Source organism: Acinetobacter sp. YH12116, assembly GCF_013418895.1.
GTDB classification, from domain to species: Bacteria; Pseudomonadota; Gammaproteobacteria; order Pseudomonadales; family Moraxellaceae; genus Acinetobacter; species Acinetobacter indicus.
This window is the reverse complement of the sequence record NZ_VPBE01000007.1, coordinates 38916-64776: the sequence shown is the minus strand read 5'-3', so window position 1 is coordinate 64776 and position 25861 is coordinate 38916. Positions and strand designations below refer to the sequence as shown.

Below are 25861 nucleotides of genomic sequence, written 5' to 3'. Positions count from 1 at the left end.
TGTCTCGTTTATTTTCGTGCAAAAAAACCATAATAATTCATGATTTGACAATAAACCCTGCAACTTTTAAATCCGACTTTTGTTAATACGTCTTTGGTCTGTTCAGCCGAAACCAGTTCAAAATCATCATCCAGACGTGCAATCATCTTTTCACTCTGGCTCACTGTTAAGCCCTGTTGCACCGCTACATGCTGCAGCACTTGCTGTTCAGCCAATGTTTCAGGCTGCATCAGGTCATAACTGAGGAAAACACCACCCGGTTTTAAGCGCTGGCAGATGTCCTGAAAAAAATCGGCTTTGGCCGGCATGGGAATAAAATGCGCCACCAGAATGGCCAGTGCCGCATCAAAAGGCTGAGGGGACTCTAAACTCTGGGTATCGGCCTGAATAAACTGCACCCGCTCGGCACCTGCAATTGAGCGGATCGTATTTTGTGCCTGTTCCAGCATGGCACGGGAGGGATCAATGGCGGTAATCTGCCACTGTGGATGATGCGCCAATAAATAGGTCAGCTCATAGCCTGTCCCGCACCCGACCACCAGAATATGCGCAGTTTCCGGTAATTCTGCTGTTAGAATGGCATCAATCTGTTGATGTACCAGTTCATAGCCGGGAATCAGTTTACGGATGTGATCATCATAGCCGGCGACAATGACTTCACTGTGAAAGTTTTTGGCCATCTTTAACTCACTCTACCTCTGACTCTTGAATAGACTTGCGAAGATCATTCTTGTTGGAAAGTCATGACAGCTCGCGGAAAGCAAAGCAATTTTGCTCTGATTTGATTTTTCCCGAGATTCAATCACATGACCGGCGATATCCCTGTCGCCCTGTCATGTGATTAGATGCCTGCATGAATCAAGCAATTTCTTTTAGGTTTAACTCTTCACGCATAAATTCACGCAGCTTAAACTTCTGCGCCTTACCCGATGCCGTCATTGGAAACTCGCTAAAGAAACGCACATAACGTGGCACTTTATTGTGTGAAATATGCTCGGCGCAGTACTGGCGAATGGTTTCTTCTGTGCAAGGGTCGTTTTCATGCAAGATAATGCAGGCGCAGAGTTCTTCGCCATATTTATGGTCAGGTACGCCAATCACCTGTACATCGCAAACCGCCGGATGGGTATAGAGGAAATCTTCAATTTCTTTCGGGAACAGGTTTTCACCGCCACGAATCACCACATCTTTAATCCGGCCTTTAATTTTGACAAAGCCTTCATCGTCCATTTCAGCGATATCACCGGTATGCATCCAGCGTGCAGCATCAATCACTTCTGCGGTTTTTTCCTGATCTTCCCAATAGCCGAGCATTACCGAATAACCGCGAACACAGAGTTCACCGAGCTGTCCACGTGGTACCACCTTGCCCTCTTCATCGACAATTTTGACTTCCAGATGTGGATGGACTCGGCCTACGGTACTGACGCGACGTTCCACCGAATCTTCCGTTGAACTTTGCGCACTTACCGGTGCTGTTTCAGTCATGCCATAGCAGATGGTAATTTCCGACATATGCATGCGGTCAATCACGCGCTGCATGATTTCCTGCGGACATGGACTGCCGGCCATAATACCGGTGCGCAAGCTTGACAGGTCAAACTCATCAAACTGTTCATGCTCTAAAATGGCAATGAACATGGTCGGTACGCCATAAGCGGCGGTACATTTTTCCTGCTGAATGGCTTTTAAAGTATCCAGCGGGTTAAATACGGCTGATGGATAAACCATGGTGGAACCATGAGTGATACAGGCCAAGTTCCCCATCACCATCCCGAAACAGTGGAATAACGGCACTGAAATACAGACCCGATCTGCCGGGCTGAGATGAATTGCTTCACCGACAAAATAGCCATTATTTAAAATGTTGTTATGGGTCAGCATGGTGCCTTTCGGATTCCCGGTGGTGCCCGATGTAAACTGGATATTAATAGTTTCATCAAACTGCAATTCACTAGAAATCTGCTGCAGTTTTTGCAGCATTTTTTTGGTTGGCGGGGTCAGTAAATCCTGAAAGCGGTGTAATCCGGCATGTTCCTGATCATCAATTTTAATAATATGTTTCAGATGCGGCAGGCGCTCGGCTTTCAGCACTTTGCTTGCTGCCTGGTTCAGCTCCGGGGCAATTTTGGTCAGAATCTCCTGATAATTGGTGGTCTTGAACTGCGAGGCAATCACCAGTCCCTTACACGACACTTTATTCAGTACATATTCCAGCTCATTGCTTTTATAGGCCGGGTTCAGGTTCACCAGAATAATGCCGGCTTTAAAGGCCGCAAACTGGGTAATGGTCCATTCCACGCAGTTCGGCGACCAGATTGCAAGACGGTCACCTTTTTGAAAGCCCAGTTTCAGCAAACTGCAGGCAAAGGCATTCACCTGCTCTTGCAACTGCCGGTAGCTCAAACGCACATTCTGATGCAGGCTGACCACCGCATCCTGTTCGGCGTATTGCGCGCAAGCCTGATCAAATTTTTCACCAATCGTTGTGCCCAGTAAAGGCTGGCTGCTCGTTCCGTAGGCGTAGCTTAACCGTACTTGTGTCATTGAATCGTTCTCCTTGATTCTTTGTAATTCTGATTTTCAACTCTACTAATTGTTTTTGAACCACGACTACCTGTCTGTCTTCCCTGCCGTTTTTATCGTTTTTTACTCACTTCCCTCCTGTCGACGTACTGCATTCACACAAAAATCGGCAATCTGTTTGACAAAGTAATCCTTATAGTTTTGATCAAACATCACATTGCGAGATGGGTTTAAAGGTTCAATCACCACAAAGGTCATGGAGCCAACCACGCCCAGTGCGGCGGTATTCAAATCTTCAAACTCAAACTCACCATTGACTTTTCCTTCAGCCAAAATTTCCTTAATGCTCTGCTTGATCAGCTGTTTACTGCGAAAACGTTCATGTTCCATTTCCGGATCGACCGGTTCAAACATGAGCGCATACGCCAGTTGGGGACTGTTCATGGCACGCTTCACAAAAGTTGTAACAGATTTTTGCAATTTCTGTTTTGGCGATAAATCCGAGCCGGCAATGTGGTTCAAAATTTCAACCTCATGCTGAATCGCATTCGACAACACTTCAATTAAAATCTGGCTTTTGTTTTCGAAATATCGATAGACCAGACCGGTAGATACACCGGCGCGTTCCGCAATGGCCTGAATCGACGCCTCTTTTAAGCCCCCTTGAGCAATTAGTTCACGAGCGGACTGCAAAATCGACAGGCGATTCTGTTCCATTCGTTCCTGCATCAATGATGATCTTTTATAACTCATATCTTATTCTCAACCAGATAAAATGAATTGTAAATCATTTTGTGAATTTTAGTTCACTTTTTTAAATTTTCGATGTATGTTAAAAACCAAGCACAACAAAAATGCTTTTTTGGAAACAACAAATATAACCGCAGGATGGATGAAGAAATGAATTTACAAAGCTTGGATTTCGGTTTGGATGAAACACTGATCGCCCTTCGTGATTCAGTTGCTGCATTTTGTGCAAAAGAGATCGCACCAATTGCTCAACAGGTCGACCGTGACAACGAATTCCCTGCTCATCTTTGGAAAAAGTTTGGGGACATGGGTTTACTCGGTCTGACTGTAAGTGAGGAATATGGTGGCACCAACCTCGGTTATCTGGCACATATTATTGCCATGCAGGAAATTTCACGTGCCTCAGCATCCATTGGCCTTTCCTACGGGGCACATTCTAACCTATGTGTGAACCAAATTAAGCGTAATGGTAACGAAGAACAGAAACAGCGCTATTTACCGAAACTGATTTCAGGTGAATATGTCGGCGCATTGGCCATGTCAGAACCGAATGCCGGCTCCGATGTGGTGAGCATGAAACTCAAAGCTGAAGATCAGGGCGATCATTATCTGCTAAACGGTTCAAAAATGTGGATCACCAACGGTGGCGATGCAGATGTGCTGGTGGTCTATGCCAAAACTGATACCCAAGCCGGCGCCAAAGGCATGACCGCTTTCCTGATTGAAAAAACCATGCCGGGCTTTAGCCACGGTACGCACCTGGACAAACTGGGCATGCGCGGCTCGAATACCTATCCACTGTTCTTTGACAACGTGCGCGTACCGAAAGAAAACGTCCTCGGCGGTGTCGGCAATGGTGTAAAAGTGCTGATGAGTGGTCTGGACTATGAACGTGCTGTATTAAGCGCAGGCCCACTGGGCATTATGGATGCCTGCCTAGACACCGTGATTCCGTATATCCACGAGCGTAAACAGTTTGGTCAGGCACTGGGCGAATTCCAGCTGATGCAAGGCAAAATTGCTGATATGTATTCGACCTGGCTGGCCTGTAAAGCACTGGTCTATGCCGTAGGTGCAGAATGTGACAAAGCCGAGCATAGCCGCAGCCTGCGTAAAGATGCTGCCAGCGCAATTTTATATGCAGCCGAAAAAGCCACCTGGATGGCCGGTGAAACCATTCAGACGCTAGGTGGGAACGGTTATATCAATGAATTTTCTGCTGGACGTTTATGGCGTGATGCCAAACTCTATGAAATTGGTGCAGGCACCTCGGAAATTCGCCGTATGCTGATTGGCCGCGAACTGTTTAACGAAACTGCCTAAAAAATAAATCACAAGAATAGACAAGGATGTTGGCATGAATCAATTACAGAGCAAAATCAATATTCGCAGCGAAGAGTTCAAAAACAACCACGCAGCGATGCAAACCCTGGTCGATGACCTGAAACAGAAAGTCCAGAAAATTGCCCTCGGCGGCGGTGAAACTGCACGTCAGAAACATCTGGATCGCGGTAAATTATTACCACGTGAACGGATTGACCACCTGATTGATCCGGGTACGGCTTTTATTGAAATTGGTCAGCTGGCTGCCTATCAGGTGTATCAGGATGATGTGCCTGCTGCCGGTGTGGTGGCCGGTGTCGGTCAGGTCAATGGCGTGACCTGTATGATCATTGCCAATGATGCGACAGTCAAAGGCGGAACGTATTATCCGCTGACTGTGAAAAAGCATTTACGCGCTCAGGAAATTGCCGAGCAGAACCATCTGACCTGTATCTATCTGGTCGATTCTGGCGGTGCCTATTTACCGCTGCAAGATGAAGTATTCCCGGACCGTGATCACTTCGGCCGTATTTTCTACAATCAGGCGCGTATGTCGAGCATGGGCATTGCCCAGATCGCCGTGGTGATGGGCAGCTGTACAGCCGGCGGTGCTTATGTCCCTGCCATGTCGGATGAAACCATTATTGTGCGGAATCAGGGTACGATTTTCCTGGGTGGCCCGCCACTGGTGAAAGCTGCCACCGGTGAAGTGGTCAGCAGTGAAGACCTGGGCGGTGGAGATGTGCACACCCGTTTATCAGGTGTGGCCGATCATCTGGCAGAAAATGACGAACATGCTTTGGCCATTGCCCGCAACATCGTCGCCAATTTAAATAAAAAACCAAATCCACAACCGGAAAATGTCGAAGCACCATTATTCGATGCGTCCGAGCTGTACGGCATTGTCCCGACCGATGCGCGTAAACCGTTTGATGTGCGTGAAGTGATTGCCCGTATTGTCGATGGTTCACGTTTTGACGAGTTCAAGGCACGTTTTGGGACCACGCTGGTCACCGGCTTTGCCAAACTGTACGGTATGCCGGTTGGTATTATTGCCAATAACGGGATTCTGTTTTCCGAGTCGGCACAAAAAGGCGCACACTTTATTGAACTGTGCACCCAGCGCAACATTCCCCTACTGTTTATTCAGAACATCACCGGCTTTATGGTTGGCCGTCAGTATGAAAATGAAGGTATTGCCAAAAATGGTGCCAAACTGGTAATGGCAGTCGCGACAGCCAATGTACCAAAACTGACCCTGGTGATTGGCGGTTCTTTTGGTGCCGGCAACTACGGCATGTGTGGCCGCGCCTATTCACCACGTTTTATGTGGACCTGGCCAAACTCGCGTATTTCGGTGATGGGCGGTGAGCAGGCTTCGAGTGTACTCTCGACCCTGAAACGCGACCAGATTGAAAGCAAAGGTGGCAGCTGGTCAGCGGAAGAAGAAGATCAGTTTAAACAGCCTATTCGTGACCAGTATGAACGTCAGGGTCATCCATATTATGCTTCTGCGCGTTTATGGGATGATGGTGTTATTGATCCAGCACAATCACGTGAAGTATTGGCGCTCAGTCTGGCGGCGGCATTAAATGCCCCAATCCAGCCAACCAAATTCGGCGTGTTCCGCATGTAAGAGGTGACAAAAATGGATTATCAATTTTTACAACTCGAACAGCAAGATCAGGTGGCCACGGTGTGGATTAACCGTGCGGAACTGCATAATGCCTTCAATACCCAAGTGATTGAAGAATTACACGCCTGCTTTCAGTATCTGAATACGCGTGAGGATGTACGTGTCGTAATTTTAGCTGGACGCGGCAAAAGCTTCTCTGCCGGTGCAGACCTGAACTGGATGAAACAAGCAGGTCAAGCCTCTGAAGCAGAAAACCAAGCCGATGCCTTAAAACTGGCAAAAATGCTACAAAGTCTGGCTACCTTGAAACAACCCACCATTGCCCGTGTCCATGGTATTGCTTTTGGTGGTGGTATGGGTCTGGCTTCAGCTTGTGATATCTGTATCGCCAGCACCGATGCCAAGTTTGCAACCTCCGAAGTACGTTTAGGATTGGCTCCTTCCACCATTAGTCCTTATGTGATACGTGCGATTGGTGCCCGTCAGGCGTCACGCTATTTCCTGACTGCTGAGCGAATCTCAGCTGAACAGGCGAAAACCATTGGTCTGGCACATGAAGTAACTGCACCAGAACATCTCGACAGTAAAATTGATGAGATTGTTGAAGCGCTCTTACTCGGTGGACCAGAAGCACAGAACGCCTCAAAACAACTGATTCAACTCGTCGATCAACAGGTCCTGACTGAAGATCTGCTGCTTAAAACCGCACAGCATATTGCCCATGTTCGCCAGGGAGATGAGGCGAAAAATGGACTGAATGCATTTTTAAACAAAAAAAGCCCGGCCTGGATCAAGACCACGGCATAACAACAAGAAGGATCGTAGGATGTTTGAAAAGATTTTAATTGCCAACCGTGGTGAAATTGCCTGTCGTGTAATTCGTACAGCGAAAAAGTTAGGCATCGCTACTGTTGCCGTATATTCCGATGCCGATGCACAGGCACAGCATGTCAAACTGGCAGATGAAGCCATCCATATTGGTGAATCGCCTGCTGCACAAAGTTATTTACAGATTGAACGTATTATTCAGGCAGCAAAAACTACAGGTGCTCAGGCTATTCATCCAGGTTATGGCTTCCTGTCTGAAAATGACCAGTTTGCACTGGCCTGTCAGGACAACAACATTGTCTTTATAGGTCCGCCAGTGGATGCGATCTTAGCAATGGGTCTTAAAGCGACCTCTAAAGCCTTAATGGAACAAGCCGGTGTACCGTTAACCCCAGGCTATCATGGTACCAATCAGGATGCCGATTTCCTGAAACAACAAGCCGATAGTATCGGCTATCCGGTACTGATCAAAGCCAGTGCCGGCGGTGGTGGTAAAGGCATGCGTCTGGTCGAGCGCAGCGAAGACTTTCTGAGTTCACTCGCTTCCTGTAAAAGCGAAGCACGTTCTAGTTTCGGCAATGAAGATGTATTGATTGAACGCTATGTCGTGCAGCCACGCCATATTGAAGTTCAGGTTTTCGGTGATACACATGGCAATTATGTGCATCTGTTTGAACGCGATTGCTCTGTGCAACGTCGTCACCAGAAAGTTCTGGAAGAAGCACCTGCACCTAAAATGCCGGAAGATAAACTGGAAGCCATGCGTCAAGCCGCAATTGATGCCGCGCGTGCCGTGAATTATGTTGGTGCCGGTACGGTCGAGTTTATTGTCGAGCAAGATGGTACTGCCTACTTCATGGAAATGAACACCCGTCTGCAGGTTGAACACCCGGTGACTGAAATGATTACCGGTCAGGATCTGGTCGAGTGGCAATTACGCGTCGCCTTTGGTGAGCCTTTACCAAAACAGCAGCACGAATTGCAGATTCACGGCCATGCTTTAGAAGCACGTGTTTATGCCGAAGAACCTGAAAAAGGCTTTATTCCGGCGATTGGTCAAATCAGCTATCTGCATTATCCAGCACAAAATGAAGCGGTACGTGTCGACAGCGGTATTGTTGAAGGCGATGAAATTAGCACCTACTACGACCCGATGATTGCCAAACTGATTGTCTGGGGCAAAAACCGTGAAGCAGCATTAACGCAAATGCACCATGCTTTAGGTCAGTTCCATGTCGATGGTCTGGGCAACAACATTGCCTTCCTGGATCGTCTGGTACTGTGCGATTCTTTCAAGAATGCCAATTTGGATACTGGCCTGATTCAGCGCGAAGAAGAATTCCTGCTAAAACCGGCCACAGAGCTGAACAGTACGCTAGTGGTCAGCGCGACCTTCATCGAATTGCTGTCACGTTTGGCCCAGAACCCGAGCGCCAGCAATCCGGTCTGGCAGACCAATGCTTTCTGGCGTTTAAACCTGCAATCGGGGCAGACAATCAAATTACAATGTAATGACAAAACCTTAAATATCCAGTTTGCAGCACAAGAACATGGCTTTGTCGCACAGTATGAGGGTCAGACTTTTGAGCTTGAGGGTCAGTTACTGGATGCGCATACCCTGCAATTCAAGCTGGCCGGCAAACAGCAAAAACTGGCCTTTAGCCAGACTGAACATGGCATTACCCTGTTCCAGAATGGCCAGAGCTATAAATTTACCTATCTGAAACCGGTATTTAACCAGGATGATGAACAAGGTGCTGAAAACAACCTGACTGCGCCAATGCCGGGTGTCATCACTCAGGTACTGGTCGCGGCCAATGACAAAGTCAAAAAAGACGATGTCCTGATGACCCTCGAAGCCATGAAAATCGAATACTCGATTCGTGCACCGCATGATGGCATCGTGGCCAGCTCTTACTTCCAGGCCGGTGATCAGGTCAAAGCTGGCGATGAGCTGGTGGAATTCCAGCCGCTGGCGGAGGAAGTCGCATGAGCGAATTTGTCAAAATTGTTGAAGTCGGGCCACGCGATGGCCTGCAAAATGAAAAAACACCCTTAACCCTGGATGACCGCAGACAGCTGATTCTGGATTTAATGCAAACCGGTTTACAGGCCATTGAAGTTGGTTCCTGTGTATCGGCCAAATGGGTACCGCAAATGGCAGACAGCGATGTGCTGTTTGCCGGCTTGCCCAAAGATCCAAATATTCAGTTCAGCCTGCTCACGCCAAACCTGAAAGGTTTTGAATCTGCGCTGGCAGTGGGTTGCAAAGAAGTGGCGGTCTTTACCGCCGCGTCTGAAAGTTTTACCCGCAAAAACATCAATTGTTCGATTGATGAAAGCTTTGAAAAATTCAGCGATGTAATGCGTGAAGCCAAAGCGCACAACATTCGTGTGCGTGGTTATGTGTCCTGTATGGTCGATTGTCCGTATGAAGGCGCAATTGATCCGCAGCAGGTGGCAAAAGTTTCGCAGCGCCTGCTGGATATGGGCTGCTATGAAGTGTCTTTGGGTGAAACCATTGGCACCGCCACACCCGACCGGGTGAAAAAAGTCTGGGACGCCTGTCTGGCCGAACTGGATACGACGGTGCTGGCCGGTCATTTCCATAATACCTATGGCATGGCCATCGCCAATATTTACCAGTCACTGCTGCAAGGTATTCGCGTTTTTGACTCGTCAATTGCCGGTTTAGGCGGCTGTCCTTATGCCAAAGGCGCATCCGGCAATGTCTCAACCGAAGATCTGTATTACCTGCTGTCCAACATGGGCTATGAAACCGGCATTCAGCTGGATGCCTTGATGCAGGCCAGCCGTAACATCAGCAATGTTTTACAGCGCAATAATCCATCCAATTATGCCAATGCCTACTGGCAAAAAGCCTGCGCTTAATAACCGAATAAAACCCGGCTTGAGCAATGCCCTCAAGCCACTCAAGGATGTAACAGCAGCAATCTGCTGAAAAAAGGATAAAAATAGAGGTGACACATGGCAAATAAAGTCTATGACAGCGCACAAGCCGCCTTAAATGGCGTGGTTCAGGATGGTCAAACCCTGGCCGTGGGTGGTTTTGGCCTGTGCGGGATTCCTGAAGCATTAATTGCCGCGCTAAAAGACACCGGTGCCAAACAGCTGACCTGTATTTCCAACAATGCCGGTGTTGATGGTTTTGGTCTGGGCCTGCTGCTTGAAACCAAACAGATTAAAAAAATGATTTCATCCTATGTCGGTGAAAACAAGGAATTTGAACGCCAGTTCCTGAGTGGTGAACTGGAAGTTGAACTGACCCCGCAAGGTACGCTGGCAGAAAAATTACGTGCCGGCGGTGCAGGTATTCCAGCCTTCTTTACCGCCACCGGTGTCGGTACCGTCATCGCGGAAGGCAAAGAAGTGCGCCAGTTTAAAGGTCAGGATTATATCTTAGAAGAATCTTTAACTGCCGATGTTGCCCTGGTCAAAGCCTATAAAGCCGACAAGGCCGGCAACCTGATTTTCCGTAAAACTGCACAAAACTTTAATCCGGTCTGTGCCATGGCGGGCAAAATCACCATTGCCGAAGTCGAAGAAATTGTAGAGATTGGCGCGCTCGATCCAGATGAAATTCATCTGCCGGGGATTTATGTCAACCGCATTGTGTTAAATGCACATCCTGAAAAACGTATTGAACAAATGACTTTAAAGGCGGAGGCTTAAACCATGGCTTGGACGCGTAATCAAATGGCGCAGCGCGCCGCACAAGAACTGGAAGATGGTTTCTATGTCAATTTAGGGATTGGTTTACCAACTTTAGTCGCTAACTATATTCCAGAAAATATCAACGTTTGGCTACAGTCAGAAAACGGCCTGCTCGGGATTGGGGAATTCCCAACTGAAGCCACGGTCGATGCTGACCTGATTAATGCCGGCAAACAGACGGTCACAGCTCGTCAAGGTGCTTCGTTTTTCTCTAGCGCAGACTCTTTTGCCATGATCCGTGGCGGCCATGTCAATATTGCCATTCTGGGGGCCATGGAAGTCTCTGAACAGGGCGATCTGGCCAACTGGATGATTCCGGGCAAAAAAGTCAAAGGTATGGGCGGTGCCATGGACCTGGTCGCAGGTGTGCAAAAAGTGGTGGTGTTGATGGAACACTGCGCCAAAGATGGGACACCTAAAATCGTTTCACAGTGTAGCCTGCCGCTGACCGGTAAAGCCGTGGTTCATCGCGTAATTACCGATTTGGGCGTTCTGGATATTACCCCAACCGGCGTGCAGCTGGTGGAACTGGCACCGGAGGTCAGTTTTGATGAAATCCAGAAAGTCACCGGGGTGCCTTTAATACGTAATGCAGCTTAATGGCTGGTTTTAAAAGCGGGCATCGGATGGTCGTGAATACATCCCCACCGCTACCTCCGCTTTTCAACTAAACCAAAAAGGACGACTTGACGTCGTCCTTTTCTATTTCCTTAACTCAATCCTTACTCTGCTTTTTTCTCGACAATACCTTGGTCATCGACCGCACGTACCACCCCGGTTTCTGTATTTAATACTTCAAACTCAATACGACGGTTCTGGAACTGCCCTTCTGGGGTTGCATTTGGTTCCATCGGCTGTTGCTGGCCATACCCCACGGCCTGTAACTGGGAAGGATCAACCCCGCGTTGTACCAGATAATCACGTACCGCTTCAGCACGGCGTAAGGACAACAGATTATTGGCTTCATTACTGCCTACTGCATCGGTATGGCCTTTAATGGTCAAATGTACATGCGGCGCACGCTGGATTAAGGCCGCAGCCTGATCCAGAATTGGCTGATTGGCTTCCGGTACAGTCGAAGATGCCGACTCAAAATGAATCGCCTCCAGATTTAAGGCTGTGGCGACATCCAGCGCCTGAATATTATCCGGGTTAATCACGGCCAAGGCTTGTGCTGCGGTCGTGGTCGCTGGTGTGACGGTCTGTACATCGAGATCCTGCTGCACCGTAATGGTCATATTCTTGGCCAAAGGACGCAGCTGATTGGCCACACGCTGCGCATCTGCCGGATTGGTGGACTGAATCGCAATCTGCTCACCCATCCAGGTCATATTGGTATTCGGCACATCTTTCAGGATTTTCAATGCCGTTGGAATCACATCCTGATCAATAAATTCACTATGATAATTACTGGCGCTATTCACCCCACAACCTGTCGGATGGTTAAAAATCCGTTTAACTTCTGTTTGCAGAATGTCGGTATAAGCCGGATTGTTCAGATACAACTGACAGGTGACCAGATCGCCATTGGAACCGGTATTGACCTGCAAATAGGCCGGTTCCGTCGCTGCTGCCTGGGTAACAGGCACCTCTTCTTCATTACGGTCAGAACAGGCTTTAAATAAAAAGGCCAGTAACAATGCCAGAATAATAAAAATCAGAATCGGTACCCACGGCGAGCGCTTCTGCTCTGGCACCTCTTCATATAACTCAGGCGCCTGATGAATGGTCTGCCCGGCAGTGGTATTGACACCTAAACTGGCCAGCAGCGCAGCGGCCCATTCCGGCAAAGCAGCCTGAATGTCCGGCATATGCTGATCAAGCAAATGCACAATCGCCTCAGGATCGGTCGAGCCGGCCTCACTTTCTAAAAAACCTAAGGTTGGTACGATGGCCCGGTTCAGGGTGGATTCAATTTCATCTGCCGGCGCCTGACCGCGGCTAAATTCCAGAAACTGCTGTTTCAGGTTCAGGTTGGTACCAAAAATTTCAGCCAGCCGCGGATTAAGCTGATTTCTCAGACTGTCAATGAGGGATGGCCGGTGTCTTAACACCGATAAAAACACCGGATAAAAATCATTTAAGGCACGGTTTTTCTCAATGAGGTAATCCGTTTCCCCGTCTAGCACAATGGATGACACGCTATTTTTCAATAATTCTATCAATCTGGTTTGCATGATATGGCCTCATTTTTTTCATTGTTCTACTCGCATTTTTTAGTGTATCTGGTCATTTTTTAGACGTTGTAAATAATTGTATTTTTCTTTATGTACTTAAATTAAAACATAAAAAAGCCAGCAAATGCTGGCTCTTGAACAGGCGAATTTAGGCCAGGAAAGTCTGAATTACCTTGCCTTTCACGGTTTGCTGAATCAGTGGCGTGTTCTTGCCTTGGGACAGAATGCTGTCTTTGTCCAGCGTCCACTCCAGTTCAGGATCAATCAGAATCCAGCCGGCTTCCTGCATCCAGCGATCTGCCATTTGCGCAACCGTCGCCGGTGCCAGTGTCACGGTATGCACCCATTCCAATGGACTGAACAGACCTTCCTCAACCAGTTGCACACCCAAGGGCACAAAGGTATCAAAAGCGGTAAAGCCCGGTAAGGTTTCAGCAAACGGTGCCATTTTGGCCGAACTGCTTAAGGGTTCATGATGGGTACAGATCGCATCAATTACGCCATCTTTTAAGCCCTGACGCAGCAATTCTTTGTCTTTTTCAGCACGTAGCGGTGGACGCACATGCGCCAGCGAGTTAAAGCCATCAATCACCTGATCGGTTAAATGCAGCTGATGCATCGCCACATCACAGGTTACTGGCAGGCCTTTTTCTTTGGCAATTTTAATCAGCTCGACCGAAGCGCCACAGGACAGCAAACCGAAATGCGCACGGACTTTGGTCGCTTCAATCATCAACAGGTATTTGGCAATGGCTACGGTTTCGGCCAGCGCCGGAATCATAGGCAAGCCCTGACGTGAAGCAATAAAACCTTCATGCACACAGCCATCTTTGGCAATTTTCGGTTCTTCGGCATAGAACACCACGGTCAGGTCCAGACCGGCTGCATATTCCAGCGTGCGAATCACGACATCATCATCAGCAAAGGATGCATTGGCATTGGAAACTGCAGTACAGCCGCCCTTTTTCAGACCGGCCATATTGGCAGGCTGTTTGCCTTGCAAGCCTTGGGTTTGTGCGCCAATCACCTGTAAATAAATACCACCATCCAGCATGGCTTTTTCGACCAGACCGTGAATCAAAGCACCATTGTCCTGCACAATCGGCTTGGAATCTGGTGGGGTAAACACGTGCAGAATACCGTTTTCACGTGCCGCCTTGCCTTCTGATTTTAAAGTACCATGCTGCTGCTGACCCGGTTCACGCATCCGCGCGCACAGATCAACCATGGTTGGCATCAGCCATTTGCCTTGTCCATCAATGGTTTCAGTCACATCTGCTGTTTCTGCAACCAGCTTGCCATTTTCCAGATATACCGTTTGCACGCGATCAGTCTTTTGCATTGGATCAAGAACGCGGACATTTTCAATTTTTACAATACGCATGACTGATTCCTTATACCGCAATCGCTTCAATTAAACCTTGTTCCTGCAGTTGACCCTGCATCGCCAGTGCCAGCACAGCCATACGCACCGCAATACCATTGGTCACCTGATTTAAAATCACCGATTGCGGACCATCGGCAATGCTGGAATCAATTTCCACACCCCGGTTCATCGGTCCCGGGTGCATCACGATACAATCCGGTTTGGCCAGCGCCAGACGCTCTTTGTTCAGGCCATACATTTTGTAGAATTCTGCCGGTGAGGACAGCGCCGGTGAATCAATCCGTTCATTCTGGATACGCAAGGTAATAATCACATCACAGTCACGGATGCCATCTTCCATTTTATTAAACAGGCGTACATCGGCCCCGTATTCCTCAAAACCAAATGGCAGCAAGGTATTCGGTGCAATCACGCGAATATCTTTACAACCTAAAGTTTGTAACGCCGCCACATCAGAACGTGCCACGCGCGAATGTTTAATATCGCCAATAATGGCAATGCTCATGTCAGCAAAGTCTTTTTTGGTTTCACGGCGAATGGTCAGCATATCCAGCATCGCTTGAGTCGGATGCGCATGACGGCCATCTCCGGCATTAATAATCGCGATATTTGGACAGACATCCTTGGCAATAAAATGCGCTGCACCTGAAGAGGAATGACGCACCACAAAAATATCGGCGGCCATGGCTTCCAAGTTCCACAGCGTATCGCGCAGGGTTTCGCCTTTAGAGGTACTGGAACGGGCAATGTCAATGTTAAGCACGTTGGCCGAAAGACGTTTGGCTGCAGCTTCAAAGGTGGTACGGGTACGGGTTGAATTCTCAAAAAACAGGTTCATAACCGTACGACCTTCCAGCAGGTTGTTAGTGATCAGCTGATTTTGGTCATTAAAAAAGGACTGCGCGGTGTCCAAAATTTTGGTGAGGGTTTGTTTGGAAAGCCCTTCGATGGTGATGAAATGTTTTAGATTTCCATCTTTATTGAGTTGAATCTGGCTCGGAGTATGCAATGCCGCCAAGTGCATGAGAGATTCCTTATACGTTAAGTCAACGTATTATACAGAGAATCGCCATTCTTGGCACTTGGCAATTCGGCTACTTGTATAAAAACCGGCTCGATAATAAAAATTGATTTTGAAATTCCTATGTATTTTTTCAATAAGATAATTTAAACGAATTTTTAGAATGAATATTTTATGTTCTAAAATGGCACCCAAGTCTGGAGCTTGAATGCCATAACTGATCTAGCGTAGTGCGCCAATATAATGATGTGAGACTTGTGCCCGATAAATGTCATCTTCAGTTGGTTCAACTTTCATTAATTCATCGTTATTTTTTTGCTGTAAACCCGCTTTTTGACTTATGTTCGAATCGGAAGAGAACTCGAATACGTCTTTAAATTTTTCAACCAGACGCAGTAATTCCGGATCGCGTGTGGCTTCGGCTAATGCAATCACATGTTCGGCATAATCACTATTTTCAGACAGATAAATGGCATCAATTACCCGGCCTGAAACTCGTCTCAAACGTGCATAGATTAAAGTCGCAATTGAAAAACTTTCTGTATTGACCATTCTTGATTCCCCAATCATTTAAAAATCGAGATTGCAGCCTCTCCCCAGCGACTGCAATCTCGTGATAATTACAGCAATATCCATACCAAAATTAAAAAGCCCATCTGCAATTAAGACAGGCTTTTTATAAAAACTACAATTCAGTTATAAATCAGAATAGGCTAAAACTTACATGGCCTTCATCATATTTGGCCGAACCACCTTTTCTTGATACATCATCCTGAATATTCTCATAATTTCTTCTTTCCAGCTGTTCGTCATCTGGAAGATCCAGCAACTGACGCAAACGCTCGACATGCGTTGCCAGTTCAGCATCCCGGGTTTCTAGCGCCAGCGTAATCACATGATGTGCATAGGAGCGATCCTGCATCAGATACATCACGTCAATTACTCGACTATTCACTTTTCTTAACCGTGCATACAACAATGTTGCAATGGAAAAAACATCATCACGACCGGATGTAATATTCACCCTATATCCCTCTGTAAAATAAAAGATTTAATCAACAAGTTCCTCTTGTTGATGGTGTGTAATTATACATATCTCATGAATTTTCAATTTGCTTTTTATGCCAAGATTAAGAGCTTTTTATAATTATTAGCTCTAACAGAGATGTGCCAGATTTATAAAAAATTCCACAGCTTTAATAGCCAAAATACGGTAAACTTGGCGCAGTTTTTATTTATTCTTTTCCGGTCTCTCTATTTTATGAATACCTCTTCACGTTTAAGCAATTATTGGGTCACCTGTGCCGATGGTCTGGAAACCTTATTAGAAGAAGAAATCAAAGGTTTAGGTGTTCAGAATATTGAACGTTTCCCGGGTCGTCTAACCTTCAAAGGTACGCTGGAAAATGCTTACCGCATCTGCATGTGGTCTCGTCTGGCGTCGCGTGTCCTGATGCCAATCCACACCCATGAAATTGAATTTTCACATGATGCCCGTGATGTTGCTGAAGAGCTTTATGAAGGTGCAATCAGCTTTGATTGGTCACTGATTTTTGCACCACAAAGTACCTTCGCCATTCGTTTACACGTTGAACGTGAAATTAAGGTCAATACGCAGTTTGCTACGCTACGTGCCAAAGATGGTGTGGTTGATTCATTTATGGAAGCTGTCGGTAAACGCCCAAGTATCGACACCAAATCACCTGAAATCACCATGTATATTTTGGCAGGTAAAAAAGAACATACCTATTGCTTAGATTTATCGGGTGATTCACTGCATAAACGTGGCTACCGTCGTTTTATGACCGACGCCCCAATTAAAGAAAACCTGGCCGCGGCAATTTTGCAAAAAGCCAAACTCAAAGAAAAGAATCCGGACATTATTCTGGACCCGATGTGTGGTTCAGGTACCTTTATTATTGAATCCCTGCTGATTTTAACCGACCGTGCACCGGGTCTGGTACGCCGTTTCGGCTTTAATGGCTGGAATGGCCATGACCATGAACTGTGGATGTCATTAAAGGCAGAAGCGGCTGAGCGTCATCAACAGGCGCTGGAACAGCCACTGCCAAAATTCTATGCTTTTGATGCCGACTGGGAAGCAGTCAAAGCCACCAAACAGAATATTATTGCTGCCGGTTTTGAACGTCTGCTCGATCATATCCAGATTGAAGAACGCACCTTGTCAGACTGGCCAGATTTTCAGGCCGAAGGCAAAACTGCGTTTGTGGTGACCAACCCGCCGTATGGTGAACGTCTGGGTGATAAAGCCTCGAACCGTGCCTTGTATTTAGGTCTGTCTGCCCTGCTACAAAAACATTTCCCGAACCAGTCTGCTGCTGTCATTGCAGCCCAGGTGGAACAGGCTGATGTGCTGGCATTTAATGAGCCACAAACCTTGCGTTTAATGAATGGTAAGCTGCCAATTTACATTCGCTTTGGTACGGTCAAACCATCGGCAGTAGTAAAACCGTTCCTGGCTGACTGGCAGCCACAGCAGTTTGAACCAATTGAAGGTGCCGAAGACTTTACCAACCGTCTGCAAAAGAACATGCAGGCCTTAAAAAAATGGGCGGTTAAAGAAAACGTTTACTGCCTGCGTCTGTATGATGCCGATTTACCGGACTTTAATGTCGCGGTCGATTTATATGGTGATCGTCTGCATGTGCAGGAATATGCACCACCGAAGAAAATTGATCCTGAAAAAGCAAAAAAACGCTTTAACCTGGCGCTGCAAGCGATTCGTGCCGTGACCGGTTTAGGCCGTGATGCCGTGTTTATTAAAACCCGTGCCCGTCAGGAAGGTAAAAACCAGTACACCAAACAAAGTACCGCATCGAAACGCTTTATTGTGCAGGAGGGTCAGGCCAAGATTCTGGTTAACCTCACCGACTATCTGGATACCGGCCTATTCCTGGACCATCGCCAGATTCGTTTACGCATTGCCAAAGAAGCTAAAGGCAAGCATTTCCTCAATCTGTACAGCTATACATCAACGGCGAGTTTGCATGCCGCTTTAGGCGGCGCGGCCAGTACCACCAGTGTGGACTTGTCCAACACCTATTTAAACTGGTCCAAAGAAAACTTTGTCTTAAACGGCTTAACCGTCGACCATGCCGATGAACAACACCAGTTCTTTGCCAGCGACTGTTTTGAGTGGCTAAAAGAAGGTCATGAGCAATATGACCTGATCTTTATTGATCCGCCCACCTTCTCTAACTCGAAGAAATTCTACGGCACTTTTGATGTACAACGTGACCATGTTTCGCTAATTAAACGCGCCATGAACCGTTTAACCACAGAAGGCACCCTGTACTTCTCGAACAACTATCGCGGTTTTGAAATGGATGAAACCTTGCCAGCGCTGTTTGATATTCAGGAAATCAGCCATGAAACCATTGGTCCAGATTTCAAGCGTAACCAGAAGATTCACCGCGCCTGGAAAATCCAGCATCCACAAATCTAAAATGTGATTGGCAAGGACGGTGAATGGCAAAGGATGATTTGATCCTTTTCTATTCGCAATTCATTCGATCAGCAATAAAAAAGCCTGCTACCCCATAGCAGGCTTCTTTTACATCGGAAACTTTACGCTGTCACTCATCATCCAGCGTGGACTTACTTTGCAGAGTGAATCGCTACATCTGCCCGGCTTTTTGCTGCAGATACCTCCATAAAAAAACCCGGCCGAAGCCAGGTCTTTGATTAAACAGTTTAGATGAACCGTGTGCGGATTAGTTCAGTTTCAGCTTCTGGAAATCCAGTTGGCCTGCATCTGCCGTAATCACAATGGTATCTCCCGGCTGGAAGTCACCGGCCAGAATTTTCTGCGCCAGATTATTTTCTACCTGTTGCTGGATGGCACGTTTTAATGGACGCGCACCGTAAACTGGGTCAAAACCGGCTTCAATCAGCTGGTCAAAGGCAGAATCATCTACCGTTAACTTGATATCGCGGTCGGCCAGACGGGCACGTAAACGGTCCAGCTGGATATCGGCAATACCACGAATCTGCGCTTTTTCCAGGGCATGGAATACTACCAGCTCATCAATACGGTTGATAAACTCCGGACGGAAATGCTCAGACACGGCCGCCATCACCACATTGCGTACATCATCACGGCTTGGATTATCGCCCAGTTCACGCACATCGCTTGAACCCAGGTTCGAGGTCATTACAATCACGGTGTTTTTAAAGTCCACCACACGGCCCTGCGAGTCGGTCAAGCGACCATCATCCAGCACCTGCAGCAAGATGTTAAATACATCCGGATGGGCTTTCTCCACCTCATCAAACAGCACCACGCTATATGGTTTACGGCGTACGGCTTCGGTTAATACCCCGCCTTCTTCATAGCCGACATAGCCCGGAGGCGCACCGACCAGACGACTGACTGAATGTTTTTCCATAAATTCGGACATATCAATCCGGATCATGGCGTCATCGCTGTCAAACAGGAAATTGGCCAAGGCTTTGGTTAACTCGGTCTTACCGACACCGGTTGGACCCAGGAACAGGAAAGAACCACTTGGACGGTTCGGATCCGACAACCCGGCACGTGAACGGCGCACCGCATTGGATACCGCAATCACCGCTTCATCCTGCCCTACCACACGCTGATGCAGGAAGCTTTCCATTTGCAGCAGTTTTTCACGCTCGCCTTGCAGCATTTTCGCAACCGGAATACCGGTGGCTGCGCTGACCACTTCCGCAATTTCGTTATCGGTGACTTTATTGCGCAATAACTTCGGTTCTTCTTTCTCTTCCACCAGCTCATCTTGGGCCAGCTGTTTTTCCAGTTCCGGAATCACGCCATATTGCAGACGCGACATCTCGCCCAGATCATTTTCACGCTGTGCTTTTTGCAAGGCAATACGCGCCTGATCCAGCTGCGCCTGAATCTGCTTAGTGCCTTCGACCAGAGTTTTTTCAGACTTCCACACTTCTTCCAGATCATTATAGTCTTTTTGGACGTCTTCGATCTGTTTTTCCAGATGACTGACTTCTGCACGGCTGCCGGCATCTTCATCTTTTTTCACAGCTTCAAGTTGCAGCTTTAACTGAATCAGACGGCGTTCCAGCTTATCCAGCGCTTCCGGTTTAGAGTCCAGCTCCATCTTGATGCGCGATGCTGCTTCATCAATCAGGTCAATGGCTTTATCGGGCAATTGACGGTCAGTGATATAACGATGTGACATTTTCGCTGCAGCAATAATCGCCGAGTCGAGAATTTTCACCCCGTGGTGGACTTCATAACGCTCTTTCAGACCACGTAAAATGGCAATGGTGTCTTCGACACTTGGCTCATCGACCAGCACTTTCTGGAAACGGCGCTCAAGGGCGGCATCTTTTTCAATGTACTGACGATATTCATCGAGCGTGGTTGCCCCCACGCAGCGTAATTCACCGCGTGCCAGCGCCGGTTTCAGCATGTTGCCGGCATCCATCGCGCCATCACCTTTACCTGCGCCAACCAGGGTATGCAACTCATCAATAAACAGGATGATTTCGCCTTCATGCTTGGCCAGATCTTTCAGGACCGCTTTTAAACGCTCCTCAAACTCGCCGCGATATTTGGCACCGGCCAGCAATGAACCCAGGTCCAGCGATAACACGCGTTTGCCTTTTAAGCTTTCTGGCACTTCACCATTCACAATACGCTGTGCCAGACCTTCTACAATTGCGGTTTTACCGACCCCAGGCTCACCAATCAGTACCGGGTTATTTTTGGTCCGACGTGACAAGACCTGTACGGTACGGCGGATTTCATCATCACGACCAATCACCGGATCGAGCTTGCCAGCCAGCGCACGTTCGGTTAAATCTACAGTGTATTTATTGAGTGAATCACGTTGATCTTCATGATTATTACTCATCACTTTTTCATCACCTCGAATTTTTAAAATCACCTGACGCAGACTGTCTGCGCTGACACCGATACTGTTCAATAAGCTTTTAGTGGCCCCAACTTCGCTCAGGCCCAGTAATACCCAGTCGGTAGACAGGAATTCATCGCCCGCTTTCTGGGCATAGCTATCGGCCAAGTTTAAGGCTTTAACCGCTTCCGGACTTAAATTAATGTCGCCAGTCGGATTGGCTAGCGTTGGCGCATCATTCAGTGCCTGCTGCAACTTGCTCTGCAAATCACGCAACTGGGCACCGGCCTGCTGTAACAAGCTGACATTGGATGCTTCTTCTAACAGAGTGGCCAAGACATGAATGCCGTCAATGGCGGTATGGTCTTTGCCCATCGCCAGCGATTGCGCATCGGAGAGAGCTTGCTGTAAGCGATTTGTAAATTTTTCAAAACGCATTCTTGTTATTCCTCACAACAATTTTTTCACTTGAAACATATATGGGAGTACTTTTGGCAATTTCAAATGATTTTTCATATATTTTTCAAAGTGTTATTTTAATGAAACAGATATAACTCAATTATAATATTGGTCTGTGACCGGCCAATTTCAAGTCAGCATCAGGATTATTTTTATACAGTAATGCAGCTGCGACCTATGTAATAGGAAACACATATTTTGAGAGCTCTGCCCATTGCGGCCAATTTTTTGCGAGGTCTAAAACCATGGAAAAATAAAAAAGCCGGTAATTAACCGACTTTTTACATGACTTTACAGTCATGATTATTCTGCTTCGATAATCTCGAAATCGTGGCTAATTTCAACACCACCATCTGACAGCATTTTGCTGGCTGAACAGTATTTTTCTGCGGATAATTCAACTGCCTTGGCGACCTGCTTTTCCTTGACTGCCTTGCCTGTCACCACAAAATGCAGATGAATTTTGGTGAACACCGCCGGAATCGAATCGGCACGTTCTGCTTTCAGCTGACAAACCACACCAGTCACATCCTGACGTGATTTCTTTAAAATGGTCACAATATCAAACGATGCACAACCACCAAGTCCCATTAAAATGAGCTCCATGGGACGTGGTCCACGGTTTTCTCCACCATACTCGGCAGAACCATCCATCACCACGCTATGGCCACTTTCCGATTTTGCTTCAAAAGCAACATTCTCTAGCCAATGAACACTCGTTTGCATTGCAAGTCCTTCAAAAAAACTATAAATTTACAAGGTGCCTGTACACTAACATAATTTGAGTTGATAAGGAATTTCATCTCTACTGTGTGACAAGTTCATACTAGGTCTTGTGCGATCTATTATTTATCCATTTTCGGAACCGTTAGCATGACTTCAAACTTTTCACAATTAAGCACCGATGCCCTGTCTCCTGGTCAATTACCAAATTCAGTCAAGGCATTATTAAAACGTGCATATATCAACCGTTATCCGAAACGGACCACAATTGTTGATGCGGGGTCTGAATCAAAATCACTTTATTTGATTCTGAAAGGATCTGTTTCCATCATTCTGCGTGAAGATGATGATCGCGAAATTGTTGTGGCGTATTTGAATCCGGGTGACTTCTTTGGGGAAATGGGTCTATTCGAAGCAAATCCACAACGTACTGCAGAAGTACGCACACGTGACGTTTGTGAAATTGCCGAAGTGACTTATGAAAACTTCCACGAGCTCAGCAAGCAATATCCAGATTTAAGCTATGCGGTATTTGCCCAACTGGTGCGCCGTTTAAAAAATACCACGCGTAAAGTGACCGATCTGGCCTTCATTGATGTTTCAGGCCGTATTGCGCGTTGTCTGATTGACCTGTCTGCGCAGCCTGAAGCCATGATTTTGCCAAATGGCCGTCAAATCCGCATTACCCGTCAGGAAATTGGCCGCATTGTTGGCTGTTCACGTGAAATGGTCGGCCGTGTTCTGAAAACCCTGGAAGAACAAGGCATGATCGAAACTGATGGTAAAGCCATTCTGATTTTTGATGCCTCTTTAGAGCAAAATGATGCAGCAGATGAACAGTTTGATGATGAATAAGTCTTAAACTGCTATATGCTTAAGGCAAATCTTCGGATTTGCCTTTTTTATGCCTGTTCGCTATGTGAAAAATATTTACAAACTAACCTAAAATATTGATTTAACAGTCTGCCTGCGATGGTTTAGCCTAGTCCCTATTCGCTTGATGATATTTTGAATAAGGACATCTTATGCAGTTCAATCCCCTTGCTGATACCGGTATTTTATTGCCTGAAATCTGTCTGGGCACCATGACCTTTGGTGAACAAAACACCCAGGATGAAGCCTTCGCCCAGCTGGATTATGCACTGGAACGTGGCCTGTATTTCTGGGATACCGCCGAAATGTATCCGGTGCCCCCTAAACCAGAAACTCAAGGTGCCACCGAAGTCATGATTGGCAACTGGCTCAAGGCGCGCGGTGGACGGGACAAGCTTTTTTTGGCCTCAAAAATTGCCGGACCGGCTCAGGGTGGCAGCCATATTCGTGATGGACAAACCCGTTACAACGCTACTGATATTCGCACTGCGCTGGATGGCAACCTGAAACGCCTGCAAACCGATTATATTGACTTATACCAGCTGCACTGGCCACAGCGTCCGACCAACTTCTTTGGCAAGCTGGGTTATGGCAATGCCGAAGCCCATGCACAGCAGCATGTCACCGACCTTGAAGAAACCCTGACCGCCTTGCAGCAGGAAATCCAAAACGGACGGATTCGCTATATTGGGCTCTCCAATGAAACCCCATGGGGCACCATGAAGTTTTTGCATCTGGCGGAAAAACTCGGTTTAAGCAAATTTGTCAGCGTACAAAACCCCTATAACCTGCTGAATCGTACTTATGAAATTGGCATGTCGGAAATTGCCAAATATGAAGGCGTCGGCTTACTGGCTTACTCTCCTCTGGCCTTTGGTTATTTAACCGGGAAATTCCGGCATGGTGCCCGTCCGACCAATGCGCGTGTTACCCTGTATTCACGCTTTAGCCGCTACAGCAATCCAGAAAGTGAATGGGCCACTGAACAATATGCGCAACTGGCCGAGCAACATGGCCTCAGCTTAACCCAACTGGCTTTGGCTTTTATTAAGCAGCAGTTCTTTGTCACCAGTACCATTATTGGTGCGACTTCGCTGGAACAGCTAAAAGAAAATATTGATGCCTTTGAAGTCAATCTGTCCGATGACATTTTACAAGGCATTGAAGCGATTCACCGTCAGCAGCCCAACCCGGCACCTTGATGACAGGTATTAACAAAACCTCATGCATAAAAAAATGCCTCATCATATGAGGCATTTTTAAATCTATTTTAAACCCAGAAGCTTAACGACGGTTCTGGTTATAAATGGCCTGAGCAGCCGGCAAGTTCTCACGCATCGCTGCAATACGCTGGCTGTTCGATGGGTGAGTCGACAGGAACGATGCCCCGCCACCACCTTCTAAGCGGTTCATTTTTTCCCATAAGGTAATTGCCGCTTGCGGGTTATAGCCACCACGCGCCATCAGCATTAAACCGCCTTCATCGGCACGACTTTCCAGATTACGTGAATATGGCAAGCCCACACCTACCTGTGCGCCCAATTGTGCCGCTGCAGCACCTAACTGGCCAACGTTACTGCCTGCTGCGCTTAAACCGATATTTAAAGCCAAATTGGTCAGTGCCTGCGCGCCAATCTTACTCTTGGCATGTTCTTCTAGAGCATGCACCATTTCATGGCCCATAATCGCAGCAATTTCGGCATCGGTCAGGTTCAGTTTGTTGACGATACCAGTATAGAACACCACTTTACCGCCGGGCGCGACAAAGGCATTAATCTGGTCAGATTTTAATACTGCCAGCTGCCAGCTAAATGGCTGACCAGTCTGGTTCATCTGGTTGGCAACCGGTGTTAAACGCTGGAACACCGTGTTAATACGTTTATAGGTACTTGAACTGGTGTCCAGCTGCCCCTTGTTACGCGCATCTTGCACCATCTGGCTATAACTTTGCGCCGCGGTTGCATTTAGGGTTGCGGTATCTGCACCGGCCATATCGGCCACGGTGGTACAGCCTGAAAAAGTGATTGCACTTGCGGCACAAAAACTCAATACCAATTTTTTGTTCATTATAATAATCTCCGCCATTCGGCTATACACATACTCATGAATTATATGAAATCATTTCAATGCTTTAAATCTGAAATGGCTTCATAATCATATCATTTATGTAAACAATGGCAGTGCTGTGTAAACTGTAGCTACATCAGCAGCAACGAGCGGAATACGGCCTTAATAGGCAAACTGATAGAAAATCCAGAATACCAGACAGAAAATATTCAGACCCAGATACATCTGCGAAACCACTTCCATTTTCTCTTCCAGTGCCGGATTTTTACGTTTATAGAATAAATAGGCGTTTTGGATCAGTACCAGCGGCACCAAAATACAGGCAAAAATCACACTCAGACCAATAAAGGCCTGATACATAATATTCGGATCATGCTTTTGTAACAGAATCAGCAACATCGCAATGGTCGGTGCACCGCCCATGGCAAATAATAACGAATAGAAAATGGTGCTTGAAATATTTTTATGCATCCTGCCTGA

Annotated in this window: 22 protein-coding genes; 10 read left to right on the top strand and 12 right to left on the bottom strand. The window is 47.0% G+C overall.

Annotated elements, in window-relative coordinates; translation table 11 throughout:
- Positions 1 to 8: 8 nt before the first annotated feature.
- The 3 genes from FTU54_RS06445 to FTU54_RS06435 all read right to left on the bottom strand — a co-directional run bounded on the left by FTU54_RS06445 (position 9) and on the right by FTU54_RS06435 (position 3279).
- Positions 9 to 680: a class I SAM-dependent methyltransferase gene (locus FTU54_RS06445; protein ID WP_104488772.1), complete on the bottom strand. Its 672-nt coding sequence runs from the start codon at positions 678 to 680 to the stop codon at positions 9 to 11.
- 178 nt (positions 681 to 858) lie between these two features.
- On the bottom strand, positions 859 to 2547 hold the full coding sequence (locus FTU54_RS06440) for an AMP-binding protein (protein ID WP_180074568.1): 1689 nt from the start codon (positions 2545 to 2547) through the stop codon (positions 859 to 861).
- Positions 2548 to 2649: 102 nt separating this feature from the next.
- A complete protein-coding gene (locus FTU54_RS06435) occupies positions 2650 to 3279 on the bottom strand; it encodes a TetR/AcrR family transcriptional regulator (RefSeq protein WP_104488770.1) in 630 nt (209 codons plus the stop codon).
- A gap of 147 nt (positions 3280 to 3426) precedes the next feature.
- Here FTU54_RS06435 and FTU54_RS06430 point away from each other — a divergent pair, with 147 nt between their 5' ends.
- The 7 genes from FTU54_RS06430 (at position 3427) to FTU54_RS06400 (ending at position 11398) form a co-directional block, all read left to right on the top strand.
- Entirely contained in the window at positions 3427 to 4599 is a 1173-nt protein-coding gene (locus FTU54_RS06430) for an isovaleryl-CoA dehydrogenase (RefSeq protein WP_005177068.1), read from the top strand.
- Positions 4600 to 4633: 34 nt separating this feature from the next.
- Positions 4634 to 6235 (top strand): carboxyl transferase domain-containing protein, encoded by a 1602-nt coding sequence (locus tag FTU54_RS06425; RefSeq protein WP_005177066.1) that lies wholly within the window; start codon positions 4634 to 4636, stop codon positions 6233 to 6235.
- Positions 6236 to 6247: 12 nt separating this feature from the next.
- Positions 6248 to 7042, top strand: coding sequence for an enoyl-CoA hydratase/isomerase family protein (locus tag FTU54_RS06420; protein ID WP_180074567.1), 795 nt, complete (start codon positions 6248 to 6250; stop codon positions 7040 to 7042).
- 19 nt (positions 7043 to 7061) lie between these two features.
- Positions 7062 to 9056: an acetyl/propionyl/methylcrotonyl-CoA carboxylase subunit alpha gene (locus FTU54_RS06415; protein WP_180074566.1), complete on the top strand. Its 1995-nt coding sequence runs from the start codon at positions 7062 to 7064 to the stop codon at positions 9054 to 9056.
- A complete protein-coding gene (locus FTU54_RS06410; protein ID WP_016658374.1) occupies positions 9053 to 9955 on the top strand; it encodes a hydroxymethylglutaryl-CoA lyase in 903 nt (300 codons plus the stop codon). Before FTU54_RS06415 ends, FTU54_RS06410 begins: the two co-directional genes overlap by 4 nt.
- Positions 9956 to 10051: 96 nt before the next feature.
- The gene (locus FTU54_RS06405) at positions 10052 to 10756 is read left to right on the top strand and encodes a CoA transferase subunit A (protein WP_005177058.1); all 705 of its coding nucleotides are present in this window, start codon (positions 10052 to 10054) and stop codon (positions 10754 to 10756) included.
- Between the two features lie 3 nt (positions 10757 to 10759).
- On the top strand, positions 10760 to 11398 hold the full coding sequence (locus FTU54_RS06400; RefSeq protein WP_005177056.1) for a CoA transferase subunit B: 639 nt from the start codon (positions 10760 to 10762) through the stop codon (positions 11396 to 11398).
- 122 nt (positions 11399 to 11520) lie between these two features.
- Here the strand turns inward: FTU54_RS06400 and FTU54_RS06395 are convergent, their stop codons facing one another.
- The 5 genes from FTU54_RS06395 to FTU54_RS06375 form a co-directional block, all read right to left on the bottom strand.
- Positions 11521 to 12975: an OmpA family protein gene (locus tag FTU54_RS06395; RefSeq protein ID WP_168399994.1), complete on the bottom strand. Its 1455-nt coding sequence runs from the start codon at positions 12973 to 12975 to the stop codon at positions 11521 to 11523.
- A gap of 148 nt (positions 12976 to 13123) precedes the next feature.
- A complete protein-coding gene (locus FTU54_RS06390) occupies positions 13124 to 14359 on the bottom strand; it encodes a dihydroorotase (protein ID WP_168399993.1) in 1236 nt (411 codons plus the stop codon).
- Positions 14360 to 14369: 10 nt separating this feature from the next.
- Positions 14370 to 15386: an aspartate carbamoyltransferase catalytic subunit gene (locus FTU54_RS06385; protein WP_005177046.1), complete on the bottom strand. Its 1017-nt coding sequence runs from the start codon at positions 15384 to 15386 to the stop codon at positions 14370 to 14372.
- Between the two features lie 219 nt (positions 15387 to 15605).
- Positions 15606 to 15935, bottom strand: a complete 330-nt coding sequence (locus FTU54_RS06380) for a hypothetical protein (protein ID WP_005177044.1) — start codon at positions 15933 to 15935, stop codon at positions 15606 to 15608.
- A 151-nt stretch (positions 15936 to 16086) separates the two neighbouring features.
- Positions 16087 to 16407 (bottom strand): hypothetical protein, encoded by a 321-nt coding sequence (locus tag FTU54_RS06375; protein ID WP_160241446.1) that lies wholly within the window; start codon positions 16405 to 16407, stop codon positions 16087 to 16089.
- Positions 16408 to 16644: 237 nt separating this feature from the next.
- On the opposite strand from FTU54_RS06375, the gene rlmKL reads away from it, so the two are divergent.
- A complete protein-coding gene (gene rlmKL / locus FTU54_RS06370; protein WP_168399992.1) occupies positions 16645 to 18849 on the top strand; it encodes a bifunctional 23S rRNA (guanine(2069)-N(7))-methyltransferase RlmK/23S rRNA (guanine(2445)-N(2))-methyltransferase RlmL in 2205 nt (734 codons plus the stop codon).
- A gap of 268 nt (positions 18850 to 19117) precedes the next feature.
- Here rlmKL and clpB read toward each other — a convergent pair whose 3' ends face one another.
- Positions 19118 to 21697: an ATP-dependent chaperone ClpB gene (gene clpB / locus FTU54_RS06365; RefSeq protein WP_005177034.1), complete on the bottom strand. Its 2580-nt coding sequence runs from the start codon at positions 21695 to 21697 to the stop codon at positions 19118 to 19120.
- Between the two features lie 324 nt (positions 21698 to 22021).
- Positions 22022 to 22444, bottom strand: coding sequence for an OsmC family protein (locus FTU54_RS06360; protein WP_005177032.1), 423 nt, complete (start codon positions 22442 to 22444; stop codon positions 22022 to 22024).
- A 147-nt stretch (positions 22445 to 22591) separates the two neighbouring features.
- On the opposite strand from FTU54_RS06360, the gene crp reads away from it, so the two are divergent.
- Positions 22592 to 23296: a cAMP-activated global transcriptional regulator CRP gene (crp, locus tag FTU54_RS06355; RefSeq protein ID WP_168399991.1), complete on the top strand. Its 705-nt coding sequence runs from the start codon at positions 22592 to 22594 to the stop codon at positions 23294 to 23296.
- A 170-nt stretch (positions 23297 to 23466) separates the two neighbouring features.
- Positions 23467 to 24516, top strand: coding sequence for an NADP(H)-dependent aldo-keto reductase (locus FTU54_RS06350; protein WP_160241449.1), 1050 nt, complete (start codon positions 23467 to 23469; stop codon positions 24514 to 24516).
- A gap of 82 nt (positions 24517 to 24598) precedes the next feature.
- Here FTU54_RS06350 and FTU54_RS06345 read toward each other — a convergent pair whose 3' ends face one another.
- Positions 24599 to 25381 (bottom strand): M48 family metallopeptidase, encoded by a 783-nt coding sequence (locus FTU54_RS06345; RefSeq protein WP_005177027.1) that lies wholly within the window; start codon positions 25379 to 25381, stop codon positions 24599 to 24601.
- 162 nt (positions 25382 to 25543) lie between these two features.
- Complete coding sequence (locus FTU54_RS06340) at positions 25544 to 25852, bottom strand: hypothetical protein (protein WP_005177024.1); 309 nt, start codon at positions 25850 to 25852, stop codon at positions 25544 to 25546.
- Between the last annotated feature and the right edge of the window lie 9 nt (positions 25853 to 25861).

Bases quoted from the DNA above. Each gene is read 5' to 3' on its own strand.
- FTU54_RS06400 (WP_005177056.1), top strand. From the start codon at position 10,760: ATGGCTTGGACGCGTAATCAAATGGCGCAGCGCGCCGCACAAGAACTG.
- FTU54_RS06395 (WP_168399994.1), bottom strand. From the start codon at position 12,975: ATGCAAACCAGATTGATAGAATTATTGAAAAATAGCGTGTCATCCATT.
- FTU54_RS06405 (WP_005177058.1), top strand. From the start codon at position 10,052: ATGGCAAATAAAGTCTATGACAGCGCACAAGCCGCCTTAAATGGCGTG.
- FTU54_RS06390 (WP_168399993.1), bottom strand. From the start codon at position 14,359: ATGCGTATTGTAAAAATTGAAAATGTCCGCGTTCTTGATCCAATGCAA.
- FTU54_RS06340 (WP_005177024.1), bottom strand. From the start codon at position 25,852: ATGCATAAAAATATTTCAAGCACCATTTTCTATTCGTTATTATTTGCC.
- FTU54_RS06380 (WP_005177044.1), bottom strand. From the start codon at position 15,935: ATGGTCAATACAGAAAGTTTTTCAATTGCGACTTTAATCTATGCACGT.
- FTU54_RS06425 (WP_005177066.1), top strand. From the start codon at position 4,634: ATGAATCAATTACAGAGCAAAATCAATATTCGCAGCGAAGAGTTCAAA.
- FTU54_RS06445 (WP_104488772.1), bottom strand. From the start codon at position 680: ATGGCCAAAAACTTTCACAGTGAAGTCATTGTCGCCGGCTATGATGAT.
- FTU54_RS06415 (WP_180074566.1), top strand. From the start codon at position 7,062: ATGTTTGAAAAGATTTTAATTGCCAACCGTGGTGAAATTGCCTGTCGT.
- FTU54_RS06420 (WP_180074567.1), top strand. From the start codon at position 6,248: ATGGATTATCAATTTTTACAACTCGAACAGCAAGATCAGGTGGCCACG.
- FTU54_RS06440 (WP_180074568.1), bottom strand. From the start codon at position 2,547: ATGACACAAGTACGGTTAAGCTACGCCTACGGAACGAGCAGCCAGCCT.
- FTU54_RS06360 (WP_005177032.1), bottom strand. From the start codon at position 22,444: ATGCAAACGAGTGTTCATTGGCTAGAGAATGTTGCTTTTGAAGCAAAA.
- FTU54_RS06410 (WP_016658374.1), top strand. From the start codon at position 9,053: ATGAGCGAATTTGTCAAAATTGTTGAAGTCGGGCCACGCGATGGCCTG.
- FTU54_RS06345 (WP_005177027.1), bottom strand. From the start codon at position 25,381: ATGAACAAAAAATTGGTATTGAGTTTTTGTGCCGCAAGTGCAATCACT.
- clpB (WP_005177034.1), bottom strand. From the start codon at position 21,697: ATGCGTTTTGAAAAATTTACAAATCGCTTACAGCAAGCTCTCTCCGAT.
- FTU54_RS06435 (WP_104488770.1), bottom strand. From the start codon at position 3,279: ATGAGTTATAAAAGATCATCATTGATGCAGGAACGAATGGAACAGAAT.
- FTU54_RS06350 (WP_160241449.1), top strand. From the start codon at position 23,467: ATGCAGTTCAATCCCCTTGCTGATACCGGTATTTTATTGCCTGAAATC.
- FTU54_RS06385 (WP_005177046.1), bottom strand. From the start codon at position 15,386: ATGCACTTGGCGGCATTGCATACTCCGAGCCAGATTCAACTCAATAAA.
- FTU54_RS06430 (WP_005177068.1), top strand. From the start codon at position 3,427: ATGAATTTACAAAGCTTGGATTTCGGTTTGGATGAAACACTGATCGCC.
- crp (WP_168399991.1), top strand. From the start codon at position 22,592: ATGACTTCAAACTTTTCACAATTAAGCACCGATGCCCTGTCTCCTGGT.
- rlmKL (WP_168399992.1), top strand. From the start codon at position 16,645: ATGAATACCTCTTCACGTTTAAGCAATTATTGGGTCACCTGTGCCGAT.